This window comes from Aquabacter albus (assembly GCF_040049275.1).
Taxonomy (GTDB): domain Bacteria; phylum Pseudomonadota; class Alphaproteobacteria; order Rhizobiales; family Xanthobacteraceae; genus Aquabacter.
The window spans coordinates 233,532-256,772 of record NZ_JBDZDT010000007.1 but is presented as its reverse complement, the minus strand read 5'-3'; the positions used below and the strand labels follow the sequence as shown (position 1 = coordinate 256,772).

The 23,241-nt window shown below is 67.1% G+C and carries 24 protein-coding genes; 16 read left to right on the top strand and 8 right to left on the bottom strand.

The genetic code is table 11. The features are described 5' to 3' along the window. Nucleotides 1-146: 146 nt before the first annotated feature. From ABLE91_RS19245 to ABLE91_RS19220, 6 genes are all read right to left on the bottom strand, one after another. A complete protein-coding gene (locus tag ABLE91_RS19245; protein ID WP_348933429.1) occupies nt 147-1,145 on the bottom strand; it encodes a Bug family tripartite tricarboxylate transporter substrate binding protein in 999 nt (332 codons plus the stop codon). 144 nt (nt 1,146-1,289) lie between these two features. Further along, nucleotides 1,290-2,711 carry an FAD-binding oxidoreductase gene (locus ABLE91_RS19240; RefSeq protein WP_348933427.1) on the bottom strand — a complete coding sequence of 474 codons (1,422 nt, stop codon included), beginning with the start codon at nt 2,709-2,711 and terminating at the stop codon, nt 1,290-1,292. 139 nt (nt 2,712-2,850) lie between these two features. Beyond that, complete coding sequence (locus ABLE91_RS19235; protein ID WP_348933426.1) at nt 2,851-3,870, bottom strand: Bug family tripartite tricarboxylate transporter substrate binding protein; 1,020 nt, start codon at nt 3,868-3,870, stop codon at nt 2,851-2,853. Nucleotides 3,871-4,013: 143 nt separating this feature from the next. Further along, a complete protein-coding gene (locus ABLE91_RS19230) occupies nt 4,014-5,027 on the bottom strand; it encodes a Bug family tripartite tricarboxylate transporter substrate binding protein (RefSeq protein ID WP_348933425.1) in 1,014 nt (337 codons plus the stop codon). 169 nt (nt 5,028-5,196) lie between these two features. Further along, nucleotides 5,197-6,171: a cyclase family protein gene (locus ABLE91_RS19225; protein ID WP_348933423.1), complete on the bottom strand. Its 975-nt coding sequence runs from the start codon at nt 6,169-6,171 to the stop codon at nt 5,197-5,199. Between the two features lie 84 nt (nt 6,172-6,255). Next, complete coding sequence (locus ABLE91_RS19220; RefSeq protein WP_348933421.1) at nt 6,256-7,002, bottom strand: TetR/AcrR family transcriptional regulator; 747 nt, start codon at nt 7,000-7,002, stop codon at nt 6,256-6,258. Between the two features lie 128 nt (nt 7,003-7,130). On the opposite strand from ABLE91_RS19220, the gene ABLE91_RS19215 reads away from it, so the two are divergent. Both ABLE91_RS19215 and ABLE91_RS19210 read left to right on the top strand, forming a co-directional pair. Then, entirely contained in the window at nt 7,131-8,003 is an 873-nt protein-coding gene (locus ABLE91_RS19215; RefSeq protein WP_348933419.1) for a beta-keto acid cleavage family enzyme, read from the top strand. Continuing rightward, nucleotides 8,000-8,752 (top strand): SDR family NAD(P)-dependent oxidoreductase, encoded by a 753-nt coding sequence (locus ABLE91_RS19210; RefSeq protein ID WP_348933417.1) that lies wholly within the window; start codon nt 8,000-8,002, stop codon nt 8,750-8,752. The genes ABLE91_RS19215 and ABLE91_RS19210 overlap by 4 nt, the downstream gene beginning before the upstream one ends. Nucleotides 8,753-8,813: 61 nt before the next feature. Here ABLE91_RS19210 and ABLE91_RS19205 read toward each other — a convergent pair whose 3' ends face one another. Continuing rightward, nucleotides 8,814-9,224, bottom strand: a complete 411-nt coding sequence (locus ABLE91_RS19205; RefSeq protein ID WP_348933415.1) for a MerR family transcriptional regulator — start codon at nt 9,222-9,224, stop codon at nt 8,814-8,816. Between the two features lie 58 nt (nt 9,225-9,282). On the opposite strand from ABLE91_RS19205, the gene ABLE91_RS19200 reads away from it, so the two are divergent. The 11 genes from ABLE91_RS19200 to ABLE91_RS19150 all read left to right on the top strand — a co-directional run bounded on the left by ABLE91_RS19200 (nt 9,283) and on the right by ABLE91_RS19150 (nt 19,244). Next, on the top strand, nt 9,283-10,014 hold the full coding sequence (locus ABLE91_RS19200) for a cation efflux transmembrane domain-containing protein (RefSeq protein WP_348933413.1): 732 nt from the start codon (nt 9,283-9,285) through the stop codon (nt 10,012-10,014). Nucleotides 10,015-10,088: 74 nt separating this feature from the next. Next, on the top strand, nt 10,089-11,147 hold the full coding sequence (gene hisC / locus ABLE91_RS19195) for a histidinol-phosphate transaminase (RefSeq protein WP_348933412.1): 1,059 nt from the start codon (nt 10,089-10,091) through the stop codon (nt 11,145-11,147). 196 nt (nt 11,148-11,343) lie between these two features. Next, on the top strand, nt 11,344-11,625 hold the full coding sequence (locus ABLE91_RS19190) for an acyl carrier protein (protein WP_348933410.1): 282 nt from the start codon (nt 11,344-11,346) through the stop codon (nt 11,623-11,625). A gap of 15 nt (nt 11,626-11,640) precedes the next feature. Then, nucleotides 11,641-12,114 (top strand): 3-hydroxyacyl-ACP dehydratase FabZ family protein, encoded by a 474-nt coding sequence (locus tag ABLE91_RS19185; protein WP_348933408.1) that lies wholly within the window; start codon nt 11,641-11,643, stop codon nt 12,112-12,114. Further along, nucleotides 12,107-13,285 (top strand): beta-ketoacyl-ACP synthase, encoded by a 1,179-nt coding sequence (locus tag ABLE91_RS19180; protein WP_348933406.1) that lies wholly within the window; start codon nt 12,107-12,109, stop codon nt 13,283-13,285. Before ABLE91_RS19185 ends, ABLE91_RS19180 begins: the two co-directional genes overlap by 8 nt. Nucleotides 13,286-13,389: 104 nt before the next feature. Then, nucleotides 13,390-14,667: a beta-ketoacyl-ACP synthase gene (locus ABLE91_RS19175; RefSeq protein WP_348933405.1), complete on the top strand. Its 1,278-nt coding sequence runs from the start codon at nt 13,390-13,392 to the stop codon at nt 14,665-14,667. 172 nt (nt 14,668-14,839) lie between these two features. Then, nucleotides 14,840-15,595 (top strand): SDR family oxidoreductase, encoded by a 756-nt coding sequence (locus ABLE91_RS19170; protein WP_348933404.1) that lies wholly within the window; start codon nt 14,840-14,842, stop codon nt 15,593-15,595. 15 nt (nt 15,596-15,610) lie between these two features. After that, a complete protein-coding gene (locus tag ABLE91_RS19165) occupies nt 15,611-16,633 on the top strand; it encodes a zinc-binding dehydrogenase (protein WP_348933403.1) in 1,023 nt (340 codons plus the stop codon). A gap of 34 nt (nt 16,634-16,667) precedes the next feature. Next, nucleotides 16,668-17,594 (top strand): lipid A biosynthesis lauroyl acyltransferase, encoded by a 927-nt coding sequence (locus ABLE91_RS19160; protein ID WP_510181980.1) that lies wholly within the window; start codon nt 16,668-16,670, stop codon nt 17,592-17,594. A 73-nt stretch (nt 17,595-17,667) separates the two neighbouring features. Next, nucleotides 17,668-18,150 (top strand): 5-(carboxyamino)imidazole ribonucleotide mutase, encoded by a 483-nt coding sequence (purE, locus tag ABLE91_RS19155; RefSeq protein ID WP_348933401.1) that lies wholly within the window; start codon nt 17,668-17,670, stop codon nt 18,148-18,150. Nucleotides 18,151-18,155: 5 nt separating this feature from the next. Then, a complete protein-coding gene (locus ABLE91_RS19150; protein ID WP_348933399.1) occupies nt 18,156-19,244 on the top strand; it encodes a 5-(carboxyamino)imidazole ribonucleotide synthase in 1,089 nt (362 codons plus the stop codon). A 20-nt stretch (nt 19,245-19,264) separates the two neighbouring features. Here ABLE91_RS19150 and ABLE91_RS19145 read toward each other — a convergent pair whose 3' ends face one another. Further along, complete coding sequence (locus ABLE91_RS19145; protein ID WP_348933398.1) at nt 19,265-19,888, bottom strand: glutathione S-transferase family protein; 624 nt, start codon at nt 19,886-19,888, stop codon at nt 19,265-19,267. Between the two features lie 246 nt (nt 19,889-20,134). Here ABLE91_RS19145 and ABLE91_RS19140 point away from each other — a divergent pair, with 246 nt between their 5' ends. The 3 genes from ABLE91_RS19140 to ABLE91_RS19130 all read left to right on the top strand — a co-directional run bounded on the left by ABLE91_RS19140 (nt 20,135) and on the right by ABLE91_RS19130 (nt 23,233). After that, entirely contained in the window at nt 20,135-21,100 is a 966-nt protein-coding gene (locus ABLE91_RS19140) for a sialic acid TRAP transporter substrate-binding protein SiaP (protein WP_348933753.1), read from the top strand. A gap of 140 nt (nt 21,101-21,240) precedes the next feature. Then, the gene (locus ABLE91_RS19135; RefSeq protein ID WP_348933396.1) at nt 21,241-21,825 is read left to right on the top strand and encodes a TRAP transporter small permease; all 585 of its coding nucleotides are present in this window, start codon (nt 21,241-21,243) and stop codon (nt 21,823-21,825) included. A gap of 1 nt (nt 21,826) precedes the next feature. Next, complete coding sequence (locus tag ABLE91_RS19130; protein WP_348933394.1) at nt 21,827-23,233, top strand: TRAP transporter large permease; 1,407 nt, start codon at nt 21,827-21,829, stop codon at nt 23,231-23,233. Nucleotides 23,234-23,241: the final 8 nt, after the last annotated feature.

Below are 23,241 nucleotides of genomic sequence, written 5' to 3'. Positions count from 1 at the left end.
CCCCCTTGCGGGGGAGGGTTGGGGAGGGGGGTGATACGGCTGCCGCCTGGATCGACACCTCTTCAACAGGGGGAAAGGGCGTCACCCCCCTCCCTAGCCCTCCCCCGCAAGGGGGGAGGGAATGAACGAGAAGGTTCGCCTCGTCCTCAATCCGCCGAAGTCCCCGTGCTCTTCACCAGCTCCCGCCACATGGGCACTTCCTTGTCCACGATGGCCTGCAGCTCTGCAGGCGTCGAGGCGATGACGCCGAAGCCGGCTTTCGCCAGCTTGTCCTTGATGTCCGGGCGGTTGAGGACCTCGGTGGCCGTCGACAGGATCTTGTCCAGGACGGGCTGCGGCGTGCCCTTCGGCGCGAACAGGGCCTGGAAGTTCTCGGTCACCACCGCAGGATAGCCCGCTTCCACCAGAGACGGCGTATCCGGCAGGTCCGGCCAGCGCTTGGCCCCGGTCTCGCCGATGGCGACGAGCTTGCCGGCGCGGATGTGCGGCAGAACCGGCGGCACGGCGGCGGAGGCAAGCTGCACCTGATTTCCCAAGATGCCCTGGATGGCCGGCCCCGCCCCCGAATACGGGATGTGGACGATGTCGATGCCGGCATTCTTCTTGAACAGCTCGAACGACAGGTGCGCCGACGTTCCGGCGCCCGGGCTCGCATAAGAGAGCTTGCCCGGCTCCGCCTTTGCCTTCTTCACAAGGTCGGCCACGCTGGTGATGCCGCTGGCGGGCGTGGCGACGAACACGTTGGGCGAGGTGCCGAGGTTCGAGATCGGCACGAAGTCCTTGATCTCGTAGGGCACGGATTTGTAGAGGCTCGGATTCACCACGAACGCGGTAGAGGTGAGCAGGAAGGTGTAGCCGTCCGGCGCCGACTTGGCCGCCACGCCGATACCGATATTGCCGCCGGCCCCGGGGCGATTCTCGATCACCACCGACTGGCCCAGCGCCTCGCCCAGCGGCCCGGCCACCACGCGTGCCATCACGTCGGTCGGCCCGCCGGGCGCGAAGGGGACGATGAAGGTGATGAACCGCTCGGGATAACCCGCCGCCCATGCAGGGCGGGCGAACGCCGCCGTGGCGAGGCCGGCGCCGAACAGCGCCAGCGTCTGACGTCGCGTAACGGCGTGCTCGGACAAAAGCTTTTTCATGAATCGTCTCCTCTTGGCGTTTCCTCGGAAAACCGTCTTCCCGTCTCGGGCGCGGATGTTTCCGTCGCCATTGAGCCGGAACTCAATAAAGGTGCGAAAGACGATGCCGGCTTGTGCCGGCCCCTTCTCCCGTCACCGAACCTTTCAGGCCGGGTCCACCATGGCGCCGGCATTCATCACATTGTCCGGGTCGAACACGCCCTTCACCTGCCGCATCAGGCCGAGGCGCACCGGGTCCGCATAGCGCTCCAGAAGGTCGCGCTTGATGCGGCCGATGCCGTATTCCGCACTGAAGCTGCCGCCGAGCGAAGCGGCGATGGCGTAAAGCTCGTGGGCGAGCCCCTCCCCCACCTCATGGGTGAAGGCGAGCCGGTCGGCGCCCTTAGGCACCATGATGTTGTAGTGGATGTTGCCGTCGCCCACGTGCCCGTAGACCGAGAGCACGAGGGCGGGATCGTGCCGGCGCACCGCCTCCCCGCCCAGGGCCAGGAAATCCGCGAGCTTTGAGAGCGGCACGGAGATGTCGAGCTTCACCGAGCCGCCCGCATGCTTCTCACCTTCCGGGATGGTCTCGCGGATGCGCCACATGTCGAGCCGCTGCCGGTCGGACTGGGCGAGGAAGGCGTCCTCCACCCAGCCCTTCTCCATCATCACCTCGATGATGGAGCCGAGCAGGTCGTCCAGCGGCACGCGGTGCGAGGAGGCGGAGAGTTCGATGATGACCGCCCCGCCGGTGCCGGTGGCGAGGCCCGCATCCCCCTGCCCCAGCGCCGAGACCAGCTCCAGCGAGTTGCGGGTGATGAATTCGAAGGAGGAGACGAGGTCTGCGCTCTCGCGCCGCACCTCGGCCAGCATGCCGGACAGCGCGTTCTGGTCGGAAATCTGCACCCAGGCCGTGGCGTGGGCCACGGGCTTCGGCACCAGCTTCAGCACCACGCCGGTGACGATGCCGAGCGTCCCCTCCCCGCCGATGAAAAGCTGTTTGAGGTCATAGCCCACATTGTGCTTGCGCAGGGTGCGCATGTCGGAGAGCAGCGAGCCGTCCGCCAGCACCGCCTCGATGCCGAGCACCTGGTCGCGCGCCATGCCGAAGCGCAGCACGTTGAGCCCGCCCGCATTGGTGCCCACATTGCCGCCGAGCCGGCAACTCCCCTCCGAGCCGAGGCTGAGCGGGAGCATGAGGCCGTGGGTGTCCGCCGCCGCCTGCGCATCCGCCAGCACCGCGCCGGCGTCCGCCGAGAGGGTGAAGCCGGCGGGATCCACCGCGCGGATGCGCGTCATGCGCTCCAGGCTGACGACGAGCTGGCGCCCGCTCGTATCGGGCGTGGCCCCGCCCACATAGGAGGTGTTGCCGCCCTGCGGCACGAGGCCGAAGCCGAGCATGCGGGCGAGGCGCACCAGCGCCTGAACCTCTTCGGTGGTCCTCGGCCTGAGGACGGCGGGCGTCACGCCTCGGATCAGGTCGCGATGGTCCACCACATAGCGGGCGGTGAGGTCCGTGTCCGTCAGGACGCCGGCCTCGCCGAGCAATGTGCGGAACGCATCCAAACCTTCCCTGGCACTCATCGCGCTTGCCTGCTTTCAACTTCGAAATCACACAGCCGTCATGCCCGGGCTTGTCCCGGGCATCCACGTCTCTTCGTTAGCTCCAACCAAGCGGAGCCCCGTGGATGGCGGGACAAGCCCGGCCATGACGGCATCAAACTCATTCCGGCTTGATGTTGGCGCGGGTGACGATGTCCTTCACCGCCGGGATCTCGTCGGCCACGCGCTTGGCGAGCTGCTCGGGCGTGCCGTTGACGATCTCGAAGCCGAGCTTGTGGGCATGCTCGAGCGTGGAGGCCTCGGCCATCACCTCGCGCGTTTCCTTGGTGATGCGCGCCACGATGTCGGCCGGCGTGCCGGTGGGGGCGAACAGCGCCTGGAAGGTGTCGGAGACGAAGCCCTTATAGCCCAGCTCCAGCATGGTCGGCACATCCGGCAGCGAGAACCAGCGCTTGGCGCCCGTCACCGCCAGCGCCGCCAGGCGGCCGGACTTGATGAGCGGCTCCGCCGGCGGCAGCGCCACGCAGGCATATTGCACGTCGCCCTGGAGCACGGCGGTGGTGGCCGGCCCCGCGCCGCGATACGGCACATGGGTGGAATCGATCTTCTCCAGCAGCTTCAGCCACTCGCCCGACATCTGCGACTTGGTGCCGGCGCCCGGGCTCGAATAATTGAAGGTGCCCGGCGCCGCTTTGATCTTTGCCACCAGCTCGGGCAGCGTCTTGATGCCGGCATCCGCCTTCACGATGAACACGTTGGGCGAGTTCACCAGCTCCGAGATCGGGATGAAATCCTTGATGGGGTCGTAGGGGATCTTCTCGAAGATCGCCGCATTGACCGAGATCGAGGTGGAGGTGAGCAGCAGCGTGTAGCCGTCCGGCGTCGCGCGGGCGGCAACGCCCATGCCGGTATTGCCGGCCGCGCCGGGCCGGTTGTCGATGACGATCGCCTGCCCCAGTCGCTTCTGCAGCCCCTCGCCCAGCACGCGGGCAATGAGGTCCGTCGGGCCGCCGGGCGCGAAGGGCACGATGATGGTGATGGGGCGGGTGGGAAAATCCGCGGCGAGCGTGGGCGCAGCACCAGCGAGCAGCGCGAAGGCCCCAGCCGCGATACCGGACGCTATCCGCCGGTAGATCTTTCCAAACATGCGTGTCTCGGCGGTCACCGTAACCGTCCTCATGGCGCCTTCCTCCTGATTGTCGTCCAAACCGCCCCTGCCCCGCGCGTTGCGCCCGGCTTGTTGGTCTTCTTTCCGGAGGGGCCGAACCGTCGTGCAAAGAGAAAACCGGGCGCCCTCAGGCGCCCGGCTCGTTTCGATCGGCCTCAGTCGAGGGCGATGCCGCTCGACTTGATGAGGGCGCCCCACATGGGCACTTCCTTGTCGACCACGGCCTGCAGCTCGGCCGGGCCCTGCGCCAGCACGCCGAAGCCCGCCTTGGCCAGCTTGTCCTTGACGTCCGGGCGCTTCAGCACCTCGATCACCGAGGTCGACATCTTGTCGATGACGGCCTGGGGCGTGCCCGCGGGGGCGAACAGCGCCTGGAAGGTCTCGGATTCGAAATCGGGGAAGCCGGATTCCATCACGGTCGGTAGGTCCGGCAGGTCGAACCAGCGCTCGGCGCCGGTTTCGGCGATACCGATCACCTTGCCCGACTTGATCTGCGGGTGGGCGGGCGGCAGCGCAGTGGAGGCCAGCGGCACCTGGTTGCCCAGCACCGCCTGCATGGCCGGGCCGGCACCGGTGTAAGGAACGTGCAGGATGTCGATGTCCGCGCGCTTCTTCAGAAGCTCCATGGCGAGATGGGGCGTGGTGCCGGCGCCGGGGCTGGCATAGGAGAGTTTGCCCGGCTCGGCCTTCGCCTGCTTGATCAGGTCAGCCAGCGTCTTGATGCCGGCCTGCGGGTGCGCGACGAACACGTTCGGCGACGAGCCGAGGTTCGAGATCGGCAGGAAGTCCTTCTTATAATCGTAGGGGACATTCTTGTAGAGGCTCGGGTTCACCACATAGGCGCTCGAGGTGAGCAGCATGGTGTAGCCGTCCGGCGCGGAGCGAGCCGCCATGCCGATGCCGATATTGCCGCCGGCGCCGCCGCGATTCTCGATCACGATGGACTGGCCGAGCTTCTCGCCGAGCGCGGCGGCCACGACGCGCGCCATGACATCCGTGGGGCCGCCGGGGGCGAACGGCACAATGAAGGTGATGAAGCGCTCGGGATATCCCGCAGCGTGGGCGGAGCGGACCAGAGCGGGCGTGGCCAGCGCAGCGGCGACCAGGGTCAGGGCGCTGCGGCGGCTAATCCCCTTCTTGGCATCGGAGCCGTTTGAAGCGTCAGACATGTCGTCATTCCTCAGAGTGAATTCATGGGGCACATCTGTCTCTGCGCGTGCTCCGGGGCGCGTTTCTTCCTTCGATGACAGTCTTTCCGGAGGAGCAGCACGGACATTATGTCCGTACTACTCCTGGCTGTCCTGGAGCCCGCACCGCACGCCGGGCGGGCTCGGGCGATCAGCGGATCGCCATGGGGTTCACGGGGCCGCCCACGGCGCCCGTGATGGGCAGGGTCGGCGCCACGAACATGAAGTCGTAGGTCTTGTCGCCCGCGCAGGCGGCGGCAAGCTCGTCCAGGAAGAAGATCTCGCCCATGGTCAGGCCCATGATGGGGATGCAGATCCAGTGCCAGGGCTGGTTGGCATCGCTGTCATTGGGACGCACTTCCACGCCCCAGGTGTCGGTGGCGATGGCCGCGACCTGCTTCTCGTGGAGCCAGTAGAGGGTCTCGAAGGCGAGGCCCGGCGCGTCGCCGCCGGGATAGCCGTCCCAGTGGCCCAGCGTCTTCTGCTTGGCCATCTGGCCGGTGCGGATGAGCAGGAAGTCGCCACGGCCGACGGTCACGTTCTGCGACTTGCAGGCGGCGTCGAGGATCTCGTTGGTGATGGCGAAGCCGTCTTCTAGGCACTCGACGCCGAGATGACGGGCGATGTCGAGGAGGACGCCGCGGCCCACCATCTTGTCGCGCACATGCTCGATGCCGGCCTTGGCCGCGCCGAAGGACGACACTTCACGGCAATCATAGCCGTTCCACATATAGTCCTTGTAGAAGATGTGGCCGAGGCCGTCCCAATGGGTCGCCGCCTGGAGCGGCAGCAGGACGAGGTCGTCGGCGGAGCGGATGCCGCGCTTGTCGAGGATGCCGGAATAGGCGTCCGTGCCCGTGCGCAGCATGGTGTGGACGGGGTTGAAGCGGCCGACCGGCGGGAACTTGGTCTTGCCGCCCTGCGGGCCCTTATTGTCGAAGTCGATGGCCAGCGAAAACACCTTGCCGGTGCGCACCAGGGTGGCGGCGCGCTTGACGTCCTCGGGCGTCACGTAGTTGAGCGTGCCGATATGGTCTTCCGGACCCCACTTGCCCCAGTTCTTGAGCTCTTCGGCGGCCTCTTCGATGGCCTTCATGGTGATCGGCTTCGCAACGGTCTTAGTCATGCTTCAGCAGTCCTTCGTTGAACTCAACACTGGTCGAAAATCTTGGGCGCGCCGCCGCTTGCCCCCGCCCGCCGTCCGGCAGGACTAGCCAAGGATGTCCCCGGTCGGCGGTTGGGCGGTGTCGTTGACGAGGGGCGCGCGGAAGCCTGCGGCGAGGAACGGCACGAGATGCGCCAGCGCCGCCCGCCCGTCGCTCGGGTCGCAGGCATCGGTCAGGCTCTGGATGCGGCCGCTATAGGCCATAGTGTAGACCATGGTGCCCAAGAGGAAATGGAAGCGCCACGCCAGTTCGGCGGGGGTCAGCTCCGGCAGCGCCTCGCCCAGCGCCACCATGAAGGCCTTGCTGCTCTCATCGAACGCCTTGGCGAGGATGCGCTTGGAGACTTTCTCCGTTTCCGAGCCGAGCCGGGCCCGCAGCCGCGCGAAGGCCGGGCCGCCGAAGCGCGGCTCGACGCCCAGCGTCAAGGCGGGAAGGAGGAAGGCGGCGAGCAATTGCTCCAGCAGCGGCGGGCGGCCGGGCTCCTCGCGGCACAGCGCCAGCATGCGCATGCGCTCGTCGGCGATGGGCTTGGCCCGCGCCTCGAAGATGGCCTCCAGAAGGTTTTCCTTCGAGCCGAAATGATAATGTAGCGAAGCAAGGTTAACCTGCGCGGCGGCGGTGATGCCACGCACGCTGACGGCGGCGAGGCCCTCATCGGCGAACATGCGCTCGGCCACCACCAGAATCCGCTCGCGCGGCGTCAGCCCGGCCAGCACCGGGCGGATGTCGGCGAACCGGTCCTCCTGCTGTGCTTCGCCCGCTTCCACGAGGCGCGGCGGTTCCGACGACATTGCGATTTCGCTCCCCACAAGGCGATCCGGCCTTGACGTATTCAAACGTATGTTTACCGTAAACAGTCGTTTACATATGTCAAGCTGCCGTACGCCTCGCGGCAGCAGCTCAGCAGGAGACGCTGGAAGTGGGTAAGACAATCCTCACCGTCGCGGTGACTGGAAACCAGACGACGTTGGCTCAGCATCCCGGCCTGCCCTGCACGCCGGAGCAGATCGCCAACGCCGCCATCGAATCGTGCAAGGCCGGCGCCGCCGTCGCGCACATCCATGTGCGCTACGACAACGGCAAGCCGAGCATGGAGCTGGAGCACTATCGCGAGGTGGTGGACCGCATCCGCGATTCCGGCTGCGGCCTCGTCATCAACCTCACCACCGGCCCCGGCCAGCGCTTCGTGCCCGGCGCGGAAGACCCGAAGGTGTTCGGCCCCGGCACCACGCTGATGGCCCCCGAGAAGCGCGTGGAGCACATCCTGGCCCTCAAGCCGGAGATCTGCACCCTCGACCTCAACACCATGTGGTCGGGCGACAGCTGCGTCATCAACTCCCCCAAGAACGTGACCATCATGGCCAACGCCATGAAGGAAGCCGGCTCCAAGCCGGAGCTGGAAGTGTTCGACACGGGCGACATCCAGCTCGCCAAGCAGCTGATCAAGGACGGCGTGCTCGAGGAGCCCGCGCTGTTCCAGATCGTCACCGGCATCCGCTACGGCTTCCCCGGCACGGTGGAGACCCTGGTGTTCGCCAAGTCGCTCCTGCCCGAGAACGCCCATTGGGCAGCCTTCGGCATCGGCCGCATGATGTTCCCCATGGTGGCCGCCGCCTGGACGCTCGGCGCCCATGTGCGCTGCGGCTTCGAGGACGGCGTGCAGATCCGCCGCGGCGAGCTCGCCAAGAGCAATGCCCAGCAGGTGGAGAAGGCCGCGCGCATCATCGACGATCTGGGCGGCGAGCTTGCCACCCCCGATGAGGCCCGCGCCATCCTCGGCCTGAAGAAATGAGCGACGCCCTCCCCCTTGCCGGCCGCATCGCCCTCGTGGTGGGCGGCTCCGGCGGGATCGGATCGGCCACCGCCGAGCGCCTCGCCGCGCTCGGCGCCAGCGTGACCGTGACCTACCGCTCGCGCGCCGAAGACGCGCGGGCGCTGGTCGCGCGCCTGCCCGGCGCGGGTCACGCCGCGGAAGAGGCGGCGGTGGAGGATTCGGCCTCCCTCGCCCGCCTTGCGGAAACCATGAAGGCGCGCCACGGCGCGCTCCACATCCTGGTCAATGCCGCCGGCTTCACCAAGGCCGTCAAGCATGTGGACCTCGACGCGCTGGACGATGAACTCATCGACCGCATGTTCGCGGTGAACTGGCGCGGCAGCTTCGCCGCCGTGCGATCCTTCGCCCCGCTCCTGAAGGAGAGCGGCGACGGGCTCATCGTGAACGTCTCCTCCATCGCCGGGACCAACGGCGTCGGCTCGAACATCGCCTATTGCGCGGTCAAAGCCGGCATCGACGTCATGACCAAGTCGCTGGCGCGGGCGCTCGCCCCGGCCGTGCGTGTCATGGCGGTCTCCCCCGGCGTGGTGGACACGGACTTCGTGCCCGGCCGCGATGCCTCCTTCAACGAGAAGGTATCCGCCACCATCCCGCTGAAGCGCATCGCGACCGCCGGCGACGTGGCCGACGCCATCATCGCCTGCGCCACCACGCTCAAGTATTCCACCGGCTCCATCATCATGGTGGACGGGGGGCGGGCGCTCTAGGACGCCTCAGGCGTTCGCGTCCAAGGCCGTCCGCCTCAGGCGGGCGGCTTTTTCATTGGTGTCAGGGCTGCGCGGTCTGGTCGGCCAAAGCCTCGATCACCCGGCACTCGGCAACCCGCCCGTGCCCGCATGCATCGAGCGAGCTTTCCAGCTCGCCGCGCAGGGCGACGAGCCGGGCAATGCGGCGGTTGATGTCCTCCACATGGCGGCGCGCGATGCGGTCCACCTCAATGCAAGAGCGCTCCGGCTGCTCGCTCAGCGACAGCAACTCGCGCACGGCCGGTAGCTCGAAGCCAAGCTCGCGCGCATGGCGGATGAAGTTCAGCCGCGCCACCGCCGTCGCGCCATAGCGGCGCTGCCGACCCTCGGTGCGCACCGGAGCGGGAAGCAGGCCCACCTGCTCGTAGAAGCGGATCGTCGGCACCTTCACGCTCGTGCGCCGTGCCAGCTCGCCAATGGAAATGTCTGCCATGGCCCTTGAACCTCTAGTCACTAGAGAGTGTATCTCCTGGACAGGAGGACGTCACCCGATGGCTGATAGCTGCTGCAAGAGAGAAGACACGTGCTGCGCCCCGCCGGCGCTTCAACTGCCGGAGCAGTCCGCGCCGCCCGTGCACGTCGATTCCTGCTGCGCCAAGGGCGTGCCGGTCTTCGACGGCGTGGACCCTCGGTACAAGGCCATCCTCTGGACTGTCATCGGCATCAACGGCGCCATGTTCCTCGGCGAAATGCTGGCGGGGCAGCTTGCGGGCTCGCAGGCGCTCAAGGCCGACGCGCTGGACTTCCTCGCCGACACCGTGACCTACGGTCTTTCGCTTGCCGTCATCGGCGCCAGCGAGAGGACGCGCGCCACCGCGGCCCTCGCCAAGGGCCTCTCGCTGTCGCTGATGGCGCTGTGGGTGTTCGGCTCGACCCTCTATCACACTCTTATCCTCGGCCTCCCGAAGGCGGAGGTGATGGGCGCGGTCGGCCTGCTGGCGCTGGCGGCCAACCTCGCCTCGGTCCTGCTGCTGCGGCCCTACAAAGACGGCGACGCCAATGTGCGCTCGGTCTGGCTGTGCTCGCGCAACGACGCGATCGGCAACGTCATCGTCGTGGTTGCGGCCCTAGGCGTGTGGGGCACCACCACGGCGTGGCCCGATTTGCTGGTGGCAGCCATCATGGCCGGCATCTTCCTCACGTCATCGGTCCAGATCCTGCGGCAGGCGTGGGGCGAATACCGCACGGAAGGCATCCAGAGGCATTCGGTTCCGGCTGAATAGTCGTCTCGCGGCCCCTCACCCCTTCGCGTGCGCCGTGCTAAACCCCCGGCGCACGCGAAGTTCAGAGTCCAAAGATGAGCCGTTTCTGGAGCCCCGTCGTTGACACGCTGACCCCCTACGTCCCCGGCGAGCAGCCGCGGATCGAGGGGCTGGTCAAGCTGAACACCAACGAGAACCCCTATCCCCCCTCCCCGCGCGTCGCCGAGGCCATCGCCCGCGAGGCCGAATCACTGCGGCTCTATCCGGACCCCACCGGCACGGTGCTGCGCGCGGCCATCGCGCGCCATTTCGGGGTGGGAGAGGACGAGGTGTTTGTCGGCAACGGCTCCGACGAGGTGCTGGCGCACGCCTTCCAGGCGCTGCTGAAGCACGACGCCCCGCTGCTGTTCCCGGACATCACCTACAGCTTCTACCCGGTCTATTGCGGCCTCTACGGCATTTCCCATGGGGAAATCCCGCTGGATGAGGGCCTGCGAATCCGCGTCTCGGACTATGACCGTCCCTGCGGCGGCATCATCCTGCCCAATCCCAATGCCCCCACCGGCATCGGTCTCTCCCGCGCCGAAATCGAGTCGCTGCTCGCCGATCACCCCGACCAGGTGGTGGTGGTGGACGAGGCCTATGTGGATTTCGGGGGTGAAAGTGCGATTCCGCTGGTGGCGCGCCATCCCAATCTTCTGGTGGTCCAGACGCTGTCGAAATCCCGTTCCCTGGCGGGCCTCCGGGTGGGCTTCGCCATCGGGCAGGCACACCTCATCGAGGCGCTGGTGCGGGTGAAGGACAGCTTCAACTCCTACCCCCTCGACCGCCTCGCGCTGGTGGGGGCCACCGCCGCCATCGAGGACACGGCCTGGTTCGACAAGACGCGCGCGCACGTCATCGCCTCGCGCGAGAAGCTTGCCGAACGCTTGGAAACACTGGGTTTCGAGGTTCTCCCCTCCACCGCCAACTTTCTGTTCGTGCGGCATCCCGGCACCGCAGGAGCGGACTTGGCCCAGAAGCTGCGGGACAAGGCGATTCTCGTGCGGCACTTCCGCCGCGATAGAATCGAAGACTTCCTGCGCATCACCGTCGGCACGGACGCGCAATGCGAGCGGCTGGTGGAGGCGCTGGGGGAGATCCTGCGCGGCTGAATGCCGAAACGGCAGGCTTGCGTGACGTTTCGACGAATGGCCGCGCCGCCTTGCCATTGAAACCTCAGGCCACCTTCGCTATAGGGGCGCTCGATTATCCGAAGGGGCCGGTCGGCCGTCCCTCGGCCGTGCCCGCAGCCCTCGCATGCGCGAGCCGGTCGCGCGCAACATGGCCGAGCACCATAGAGGCGCATGCATGTCTTCGACGTTCGATACGGTCGCCAATATCATCGCCGAGACGTGCGACATTCCCCGGGATACCATTACCCAGGAAAGCCACGCCATCGACGATCTCGGGATCGACAGCCTGGACTTCCTGGATATCGCCTTCGCCATCGACAAGGCGTTCGGCATCAAGCTGCCGCTTGAGCAGTGGACCCAGGAAGTGAACGACGGCAAGGCCACCACCGAGCAGTATTTCGTGCTCAAGAATCTCTGCGCACGCATCGACGAATTGGTCGCTGCGAAGACGGCATGAGGCCGGACGGAGCGAATGCGTCCTGAAGTTTTCAAGATGGTGGACCGGGTCGTGGCGATCGACCCGGCGCTCAAGACCATTCATTGCCAGGGGCTCGTGCCCGAGGAAAGCTCGATCTTCGAAGGTCACTTTCCCGGCTACCCCATCATGCCCGGCGTGCTGCTGATCGAGGCCATGGCCCAGACCACCGGCTGGCTGGTGCTCGCCCGCAACCGCTTCGACAAGATGCCCTTCCTCGCCACCGTGAAGGAAGCGAAGCTGCGCACCTTCGTGGTGCCGGGGCAGAATCTCGACCTGCATTCCGAGATCCTGCACGAGGGCTCCGGCTTCGTGGTCGCCAAGACCCACGCCATGCTGGACGGCAAGCCCATCTGCAATGCGGAGCTGACCTTCCGCGTGCTCTCCTGGCCCGAGGGCCGCATGAAGGGCACCGTTTTGAAGGTGGCCGAGCACGTGCAGTTCCCGCTCGCGGATTATGTCGATGCCTGAGGGCACAAAGCGCGACGTCTGGATCACCGGCATCGGCCTCGTCTCCTCGCTCGGCGAGGGGCTGGACGCCCATTGGGAGGCGCTCTCGGCCGGCCAGGCGCCGGTGACCGACGCCGAGCGCTTCGCGCCCTACGTGGTGCACCCGCTGGTCAAGCTGACCTATGACAGCCAGATCCCCAAGAAGGGCGACCAGCGCCAGATGGAGACCTGGCAGCGCATCGGCACCTATACGGCGGGCCTCGCGCTGGATAGCGCCGGCATCTCCAAGAATGCCGACATTCTCGGCCGCACCGACATGGTGGTGGGCGCGGGCGGCGGCGAGCGCGACCATCAGGTGGACACGGCGATCCTCAACGACCTCATCGCCTCCAACGATGCCGGGCGGCAGCTGAACGAGCGCCTGCTCTCGGACCTGCGCCCCACCCTCTCCTTGGCGCAGCTCTCCAACCTGCTGGCGGGCAACATCTCCATCGTCCACGGCGTCACCGGCTCGTCCCGCACCTTCATGGGCGAGGAAAGCTCGGGCGTGGACGCAGTGCGCGTCGGCTATTCCCGCATCGCCGCCGGCCAGAGCGAGATCGGCCTCGTGGGCGGCGCCTACAATGCCGAGCGCGAGGACATGCTGCTCCTCTACGCGCTCAACGATTTCTGCATGACCGGCAGCTTCCGCCCCGTCTTCTCGGGACCTGACGCGCCGGGCATCCCCTCCGGCTCCATGGGCGCCTTCCTGGTGCTGGAATCGCCCGAGCATGCCACCGCACGTGGCGCGACGCCCATCGCCAAGCTCTCCGGCGTGTGGTCGGAGCGGGCAAAGCGGGATGAGGAAGGCAGCGTCGCCGCGAAGGTGGCCGGCTTCGTGAAGAAGGCGGGCAATGCTGCCGTGCTCTCCGGCGCCACCGGCGCGCGGGGCGCGACCGAGGCGGAGGCCAAGGCGCTGAAGGCATCCGGGCTGCCGGTCCGTGCGGTGGCGAACCGCATCGGCCACGGCTTCGAGGCCCAGTTTCCGGCCGCATTGGCGCTCGCCGCGCTCACCGTCTCGCGCGGCAGCCTGTTCCCGGCGCTGGCCGGCGATCCCATCGAGACCGGTACCGGCCCGGTGGAGCGCGTCCTCGTGACGGGCGTGGGCCACTGGCGCGGCGAAGGTGCCGGGCTGGTCGAGAAGATCAGCTGAGCTGAAGTTTGACCCCTTAGCCGGGGTCGCGTTTTCCGCGCGATAAACTAAATAGAGCGGGAAGGACGCGCCGGGCGGGGCGCCGCAGGATCAGGAGTTGCCCCATGGCGCATACGGACAAGCACGGACGCCCCATCGTCGTCGTCACCGGCATCGGCATCGTCTCCTCCCTCGGCCAGGGCAAGGCGGAGAACTGGCGACGGCTGACGGCAGGCGAGAGCGGCATCCACACCATTACCCGCTTCCCCATCGAGGGCATGCGCACCACCATCGCCGGCACGGTGGACTTCCTGTTCGACGAGCGGGTGCCCGCGCCTGATCTGTCAGAGCGCCTTGCCACGCTTGCGGCCGAGGAGGCCATCAGCGAGGCGGGAATCGGCTCCAAGGGCTCATTCCCCGGCCCGCTCTTCGCTGCCGTTCCGCCGGTGGAGATGGAATGGCCGGAAAAGTTCAAGCTCGCGGACAACGCCCCCGAGCGGCCCTTGGCCTATCGCGACCTTCTCACCTCCGCCGCCTCGGGCAAGTTCAGCCCCTGGCATGAGCGCTTCCTGTTCGGCTCGGTGGCGGACCGGCTCGCCGACCGCTTCGGCACCCAGGGCCAGCCTATCTCGCTTTCCACCGCCTGCGCCTCCGGCGGCACAGCCATCCAGCTCGGCGTCGAGGCGATCCGGCGCGGGGAATGTGATGTCGCCCTCTCGCTCGGCACCGACGGCTCGGTGCATCCCGAGGCACTGATCCGCTTCTCGCTGCTCTCCGCCCTCACCACCAACAATGAGAAGCCTGCGGAGGCCGCCCGGCCCTTCGCCAAGAACCGCGACGGCTTCGTGATGGCCGAGGGCGCGGCAGCCTTGGTGCTGGAGAGCCTGGAGCACGCCACGGCGCGCGGCGCCCGCATTCTCGGCGTGGTGGAAGGCTGCGGCGAGATGGCGGACAATTTCCACCGCACCCGCTCGAGCCCGGACGGCAAGCCCATCATCGGCTGCGTGAAGAATGCGCTCGCCGATGCCAGCGTGACGCCGGAGGACATCGACTACATCAACGCCCACGGCACCTCGACGCCGGAAAACGACAAGATGGAGTATGTGGGCCTGAAGGCGGCGTTCGGCGAGGAGGTGCTGGCGGGCATCCCGTGCTCGTCCAACAAGTCCATGATCGGCCATACCCTGACGGCGGCCGGCGCCATCGAGGCGGCCTTCTCGCTGCTCACCATCGCCAACAGCCGCATTCCGCCCACCATCAATTACAACGTGCCCGACCCGGCCATCCCGCTGGACGTGGTGCCCAACGTCGCCCGCGATGCGACGGTGCGCCGGGTGATCTCCAACTCCTTCGGCTTCGGCGGGCAGAATGTGAGCCTCGTGCTGGCAGGGGAGCCGGCGTGAGGGGTGTTTCCCATCAGGTTTCCCCCTCCCCCCTTGCGGGGGAGGGCTGGGGAGGGGGGTATGCCCTCTCCACTTCTCCTGATGCCAGCGATCTAGCGGATCCCGTTTCACCCCCCTCCCTACCCCTCCCCCGCAAGGGGGGAGGGAACTCTCACCGCGGGAACGCGCCCGCATGACCAAGCGCATCCTCGTCACCGGCGGCGGGCGCGGGCTCGGTGCGGCCATCGTGCGGGCGGCCGGTGCGGCGGGCTTCGACGTGACCTTCACCTATCGCAGCGCGGGCGCCGAAGCCGAGGCGCTGGTGGATGAGCTGCGCGCGGCCCGTCCCGGCGCAAATCCCATCGCCCTGCCCGTGGACCTCGCCGACCGCGCGGCGGTGGAGACCTTCGCCGAGGGACTGGAGGCCGAGGACGGCCCCTATTTCGGCTTCTGCCACAATGCCGGCATGTCCTACGACACGCTCGCAGCCATGGTGGACCAGGACAAGGCCGAGGCGGTGATGCAGGTGAACCACTTCACCTTCGTGCGCATCGCCCGCGCCTTGGTGCGCCCCATGACCCGCGCCAGAGAAGGCCGGATCGTCGCCATCGGCTCGGTGGCGGCGCTGCTCGCAAACCAGGGCAATGTCGCCTATGCCGCCTCCAAGGCCGCCTTGCTGGCCCATGTGCGGGGCCTTGCGGTGGAGACGGCCCGGCGCGGGGTGACGGTGAACTATATCGCTCCCGGCTTCATCGACACGGCCATGCTGGCCAAATATGCCGACCACCGCGACCGCATGGCGGCGCAGATTCCCGCCGGCCGATTCGCGACGCCTGACGACGTGGCGCAGGTGGCGGCGTTTCTTTTCTCCCCAGGGGCAGGCTATATCACCGGCGCCGTGATCCCGGTGGACGGAGGCCTTTCGGCCCAGCTCGCCGCCCATCGCTGAGACCCAAGGACAAAAATGCGCGCCCTCCAGCTCGTCTCCGACCGCAAGCTCGAAATCGTCGACATGCCCGAGCCCCCCGCCCCCGGCGCGGGCGAGGTGCAGGTCCGGATCAAAGCCCTCGCCCTGAACCATATCGATGTCTGGGGCTGGCGCGGCATGGCCTTCGCCAAGCGCAAGATGCCCCTCGTGGTGGGCGCGGAAGCCGCCGGCGAGATCGTGGCGCTGGGCGCGGACGTGCGCGGGCTGAAGGTGGGCCAGACGGTCGCCATGTACGGCGCCATGACCTGCGGCCACTGCAAGAACTGCCTGAAGGGCCGCGACAATCTGTGCGAGAACGTGGGCGGCGTGCTGGGCTTCCACATCGACGGCTTCGCCCGCGACGTGATCAACATGCCCGAGCGCCTCGTCATCCCCGCCCCCGCGGGCGTTGAATTCGAGGAAGCGGCCTGCGCCGGCATCACCTTCTCGACTGTCGAGCACATGCTGTTCGACAATGCCAAGCTTGAAGAAGGCGAGACGGTGCTGGTCCATGCCGGCGGCTCCGGCATCGGCTCGGCCGCCATCCGGCTCGCCAAGGATGTGGGCGCCACCGTCATCACCACGGTGGGCGACGACGAGAAGGCCATCAAGGCGGAAGTGCTGGGCGCCGACCACGTCATCAATTACCGCACCGACCGCTTCGAGCACGAAGTCCGCAAGATCACCAAGAAGGTGGGCGTGGACGTGGTGTTCGAGCATGTGGGCGCGGATACGTGGAACGGCTCGCTGCTCTGCATGAAGCCCGGCGGCCGGCTTGTCACCTGCGGCTCCACGTCAGGCGTGTCGGTGAACATGAACCTGATGCAGCTGTTCCAGCGCCAGTACCACATCATGGGCTCGTTCGGCGCCACTATCCGCAATGTGGCGAACGGGCTGGAGAAGATGGGCCGGGGCGTGAAGCCGGTGATCGACACCGTGGTGCCGCTGGAAAGGTTCAACGACGGGCTGGAGCGCCTGGAGAGCCGAAAAGTGTTCGGCAAGATCGTCGTCGGCTTCTGACGGCGCGGGGGCTGGGGATTAGACCGTGTCGCCGCTGAAGGCCACTTGGGTGCGGTTCGCGCGCCGCGCGCGCGCAATGCTCGCGCCGGTGTGGGAGACCATCGTCGTCGGCACCCTGCGGGGGCTGGTCTGGTGGTCGCGGCTGTTCCCCATCTCCTGGTCCTCCACCATCATCTCGACCCTCGCGAAGCTCTGCGGCCCGTTCTTCGTGGTCAGCGGCACCGCGCGGCGCAATCTGCGCGCCGCCTTCCCGGAGAAGAGCCCGGCGGAGATCTGGTGGATCGTGGTGGGGGTGTGGGACAATCTCGGGCGCATGGCGGCCGAGTTCGCCCATCTCGACCGCATCTGGGACTATGACCCCAAGCATCCGAACGACGGGCGCATCGAGATCGTCGGCGCCGACATCATGGCGCGCCTCAGGGACGACGGGCGCCCGGCTTTGTTCTTCACCGCCCACACCGGCAATTGGGAGCTGAACGCCATCACTGGCGGGAAGCTCGGGGTGGAGGGCGGCGTGCTCTACCGCGCACCCAACATCAAGAAGGCGGCCGACCTCATCGCCCAGATGCGCGCCGACACCATGCCCGGCCTCGTGAAAGCGAGCCGCAATGCCGGCCGCCAGATGGCGCGCATGCTGGAAGAAGGCCAGCATATCGGCATGCTGGTGGACCAGCATTGGGGCCAGGGCGTCGAGGTGCGCTTCTTCGGCCGCCCCGCCGCCACCAACCCCACCCTCGCCCGTCTCGCCCGCCAGTTCGACTGCCCGGTGCACGGCATGAGGGTGATCCGCCTGCCCAAGGGCCGGTTCCGCATCGAGATCACCGAGGAAGTGCCCCTGCCCCGCGACAGCGAGGGCAAGATCGACGTGCAGGGCGCCATGCAGGCGGTCACCTCGGTCATCGAGGATTGGGTGCGTGAATATCCCGCCCAATGGCTGTGGTTGCATCGCCGGTGGCGGTGAAAGCGGCATTCCCCTTGCCGTAGCAGCGCTGATCCTATAAAGCCGCGCTTTCCGTTTTTCAGGGGTAGGACGAATGGGATCGCGGCCGGTGGCCGTCATCATGGGCAGCCAGTCCGACTGGGAGACCATGCGCCACGCTGTCGAAATGCTCGAAGCGCTGGAAGTGCCCTGCGACGTGCGCATCGTCTCGGCTCATCGCACGCCCGAGCGCATGTTCGCGTTCGCCAAGGGCGCGAAGGATGCTGGCTTCAGCGTCATCATCGCCGGTGCCGGCGGCGCGGCGCACCTGCCGGGCATGGTGGCGGCGCTCACGCCCCTGCCCGTCTTCGGCGTGCCTGTGGAATCAAAGGCGCTCTCGGGCGTCGACAGCCTGCATTCCATCGTCCAGATGCCGGCCGGCGTGCCCGTGGGCACCCTCGCCATCGGCAAGCCCGGCGCCATCAATGCCGCCTTGCTCGCCGCCGCCGTGCTGGCGCTTCACGACGAGGCGCTGGCCAGCCGGCTCGATGCCTGGCGCCTGGCGCGCACGGAAAGCGTCGCGGAGCGGCCGTCCTGACACTCATGTTGAAACCCGGCGCGACCATCGGCATCCTCGGCGGCGGCCAGCTCGGCCGCATGATTGCGCTCTCCTGCGCGCAACTCGGCCTGAAGACCCACATCCTCTGCCCCGACGAGGACAGCCCCGCCTTCCAGGTGGCCGCCGGCCATATCTGCGCGGCCTATGACGACGAGGCGGCCCTCGCTGAGCTGGCGCGGATGAGCGATGTCGTCACCTACGAATTCGAGAACGTCCCCCTCACCACCGCCGAGTTCCTGTCAGGCCGGGTGCCGGTGCGCCCCGGCGCGCGGGCGCTGGCCGTGGCGCAGGACCGGCTCGCGGAAAAGACCTTCATCCGCGACCTCGGCATCGAGACCGCCCCTTTCGCCGCCGTGGACGACCTTGCCGGGCTCGAGGACGCGGTGGCGCGGATCGGCCTGCCCGCCGTGCTGAAGACGCGCCGCTTCGGCTATGACGGCAAGGGCCAGATGACCATCCGCCCCGGAGACGACCTTGCGGCCGCCTGGGAGGCCATCGGCGCGCAGAGCGCCGTCCTGGAAGGGTTCGTCACCTTCCGCCGGGAGGTCTCGGTGGTGGCGGCGCGGCGCGAGGACGGGGCGTTCGCGGCCTATGACGTGACCGAGAATGTCCATCGCGACCACATCCTCCACACCTCCACCGTGCCCGCGGCCCTCACGCCGGACGCGGACCGGGAGGCACGCGGCATCGCCTGCCGCATCGCCGGCGCGCTGGAATATGTGGGCGTGCTGGCGGTGGAGCTGTTCGTGGCCGAGCGCGGCATGAACGAGCGGGTGATCGTCAACGAGATCGCCCCACGGGTGCACAATTCCGGCCATTGGACCATGGACGGGGCCATCACCAGCCAGTTCGAGCAGCATGTGCGCGCCATCGCCGGCTGGCCTTTGGGCGACACCGCCCGGCTCGGCCGGGTGGAGATGATCAACCTCATCGGCGACGACGTGGACAACTGGCAGCGCTTCCTGGCGGACCCGGCCGCCCACCTCCACCTCTACGGCAAGGACGAGGCGCGGCCGGGCCGCAAGATGGGCCATGTGAACCGCCTGCTGGACCGGCTACCCTCCGGCTGCTGAGAGCCGCGCGTGCCGCGGCTCTATTTCGGCGGCATCATGGGTCCGCCCTTCTCGACGGCCCGCTCAAAAGCAGGGCGCGCCTTCAGGCGATCCAGATATTCCGTCAGCTGCGGATACGCGCCCAGCATCCCGCCATAGCTGGCGATTTCCAGGGGATAGGCCATCTGGATGTCCGCGAGTTGGAAGCGATCGCCGGACAGATACGCGCCCGTGCTCACGGCACTGGAGATATAATCCAGCGTCTTCTGAAGCACCGGGCTGACAAACTGCGCCATCCGCTCGGAGAGGCCGCCCGTCAACGCCCCGATCCGCGTCATCATGATGGGAAAGGCCGCCGTGCTCTCGACGAATTGCAGCCATTCCTCATGGACGAAATAGGCATCGCTTCCGGGCGGCGGCGCGAGGCGCCCGCCCCCGTAGCGGGTGTTGATGTACTCCAGGATGACGGCGGATTCGGCCAGCGTGAGCGCGCCGTCCTGGATCACCGGCGACTTCCCCAAAGGGTGTATGGCCGCCAGGGCCGGAGGCGCCTTGAAGTTTGCGTCGCGCTTGTAGCGGACCAGCTCATAGGTGAGGCCGAACTCTTCCAGGAGCCACAGCACGCGATGGGATCGTGAGAAATCCAGATGATGAACCGTGATCATTTCCGCCCCGAAATCAAACCGAGGCGAACTTAGCCGGATCGACCGGCCTCAGGCCAGCCCGCCCGAAAGGCTGTTCCAGCGGGCGTGCCTTCAGATTTTCCACCCTTGCCCCAACGTCCCTCCATAGTACCATGGCAGTGATTGACAGGCGGCCCCCGGCTCCTGTTCAAATCGATTTAAACCGGCACGCCAAACTCAAAGCCGGAACTGTGGAGGAAAACCATGACCGCTCTTCATCGCGGCCTGATGGCTGCGCTTGCGCTCGGTGCGGCGCTCTCGCTCAGTGGGATCGCCGAGGCGCAGACCAAGCTGAAATGGGCCCATGTCTACGAGCCCGCCGAGCCGTTCCACACGGCCTCCGTCTGGGCCGCCGGCGAGATCGCCAAGCGCACCAACGGCCGCTACCAGATCGATGTCTATCCCTCCTCCCAGCTCGGCAAGGAGAGCGACATCAACCAGGGCCTGACGCTGGGCACCGTGGACATGATCATTTCCGGGTCGAGCTTTGCGGCGAAGGCCTACCCGCCCATCGGCGTGACCTATTATCCCTACACCTTCCGGGATGCGAACCATCTCCTCGCTTATGCCAAGAGCGACGTCTTCAAGGACCTCGCCAAGGGCTATGAGGACAAGACCGGCAACCACATCGTCGCCGTGACCTATTACGGCGTGCGCCAGGCCACCTCGAACAAGATGTTCAAGACCTGCGCGGAGATGAAGGGCCTGAAGATCCGCGTGCCGGACGCCCCGGCCTATCTCGCCATGCCCAAGGCGTGCAGCGCCAACATCGCCCCCATCGCTTTTGCCGAAGTGTATCTCGCGCTCCAGAACGGGACGGTGGATGCGCAGGAGAACCCGCTCACCACCATCGAGGCGAAGAAGTTCTACGAGGTGCAGAAGAACATCATTCTCACCGGGCACATCGTGGACCACCTCAACACCATCATGTCCAAGAGCCTGTGGGACAAGCTCTCGCCGGAGGACCGCAAGATCTTCTCCGAGGTGACGCTGGAAGCCGCCGCGAAGGCGACCGCCGAAGTGGCCGCGCGCGAGAAGGAGCTGCTCGACATCTTCAAGCAGAAGGGCCTCACCATCGTCGAGGTGGACACAGAGGGCTTCAAGGACACGGTGATGAAGAACATCTCCTTCGAGAGCCTCGGCTACCGCAAGGCGGACTGGGACCGCATCCAGGCGCTGAAGAGCACCATGTGATCGGCGGGCATCCCCGCGCCCTCACATCGTCATGGCCGGGCTTGACCCGGCCATCTTCTGGGCCTCCGGGAGATCCCCGGGTCAAGCCCGGGGATGACGGCCTGTAGTCACCTGCAATGCCCCCAACACCCGGACACGCCATGGCCGAACAGGCGCACCTCGCAGAGGTCCACACCAAAGTCACCGGCGCCGAGCTCGCCGAAACCTTCGATCAGGAAGCCCCCGTCGACCTCTCGCCCTATGCGCCGGAGGACTGGATCACGCTGCTTGTGTTCTGGGCCATGGCGGGGCTGGTCTTCACCCAGTTCTTCACCCGCTACGTGCTGAACGACAGCTTCGCCTGGACCGAGGAGCTGGCCAGCTATTCCCTCGTGGTGGTGGTGTTCCTGGGCGCGTCCATGTGCGTGCGCCTCTCCCGCCACATCCAGGTGGATCTCCTCTACCGCTTCCTCCCCGCCCCGGTGGGGCGCGGCCTCGCGATCATCGTGGACATCGTGCGCATCCTGTTCTTCGCCTACGGGGTCTGGCTCCTGTGGCGCTATGTGGGCCTCGTGGGCGAGGAGCCCATGGTGATGGTCGATGCGCCCAAGAGCATCCTCTATTACGCCGTCTTCGCCGGCTTCGTGCTGATGCTGGGGCGCTCCATCCAGGTCGCCATCGCCGACCTCAGGCGCGGCTATTCGGCCCTTGAGCGGCCGGAAGCCTTCGACGGGACGGAGGCGTGACATGTGGCTCCTGATCGGCGCCTTTCTCGGCCTCATGCTCATCGGCGTGCCAGTGGCGCTCGCGCTGGCCGGCTCATCGCTCCTCTACATCCTCGTCACCGGCACGGCGCCCGACGTGGTGATCGCGCAGCGCATGATCGCGGGCGTGGAGAGCTTCCCCCTGCTCGCCGTGCCCTTCTTCATCCTTGCCGGCAACCTCATGAACATCGCCGGGGTGACGGGGCGTATCTATTCCTTCGCGGTGGCCCTCGTGGGCTGGATGCGGGGCGGCCTCGGCCAGGTGAACATCATCGGCTCGGTGATCTTCTCCGGCATGTCCGGCACCGCGATTGCGGACGCGGCGGGGCTCGGCACCATCGAGATCAAGGCCATGAAGGACCATGGCTATTCCACCGAGTTCGCGGTGGGCGTGACCGCCGCCTCGGCGACGCTGGGGCCCATCATCCCGCCCTCGCTGCCGTTCGTGATCTACGGCATGCTCGCCAACGTCTCCATCGGCGCGCTGTTCTTAGGGGGCGTGATCCCCGGCGTGGTCATGACCCTGCTGATGATGGGGACCGTGGCCTATTTCGCCCATCGCAACGGCTGGGGGAGCGATGCCAAATTCTCCTGGCGCAGGCTCGGCGGGGCGGGCGTCGAGATCCTCGTGGTCGCCTGCTTCCCGCTGGGCGTCTACATCCTCACCGCTTTGGGGCTCACCACCAATCAGGCGGTGATGATCTCGCTCGCCGCGCTGCTGGCGGCGGACTGGTATTTCGACTTCTCCGCCGTGATGGCGCTGATGGCACCGGTCATCCTCATCGGCGGCATGACGCTGGGCTGGTTCACGCCTACGGAGGCGGCAGTGGCGGCGGTGATCTGGTCGCTCTTCCTCGGCCTCGTGCGCTACCGCTCCATGACCATGAAGGCCCTCGCCAAGGCGACGTTCGACACCATCGAGACCACCGCCTCGGTGCTGTTCATCGTCACCGCGGCGTCCATCTTCGCGTGGCTGCTCACCGCCAGCCAGGCGGCGCAACTGCTCTCGGACGCCATCCTCGGCTTCACCCAGAACAAATGGGTGTTCCTGCTGCTGGCGAACCTGCTCATCCTGTTCGTGGGCTGCTTCATCGACACCATCGCCGCCATCACCATCCTGGTGCCGATCCTTCTGCCCATCGTGCTGAAGCTCGGCATCGACCCGATCCATTTCGGGCTGGTGATGACGCTGAACCTGATGATCGGGCTGCTGCACCCGCCCCTCGGCATGGTGCTGTTCGTGCTGGCGCGGGTGGCGAAGCTCTCGGTGGAGCGCACCACCATCGCCATCCTGCCCTGGCTGGTGCCACTGATGCTGGCGCTCATCGCCATCACCTACATTCCCGAGCTGACCCTGTGGCTGCCGCGCATGGCGGGGCTGGGGAAGTGAGCGCACGG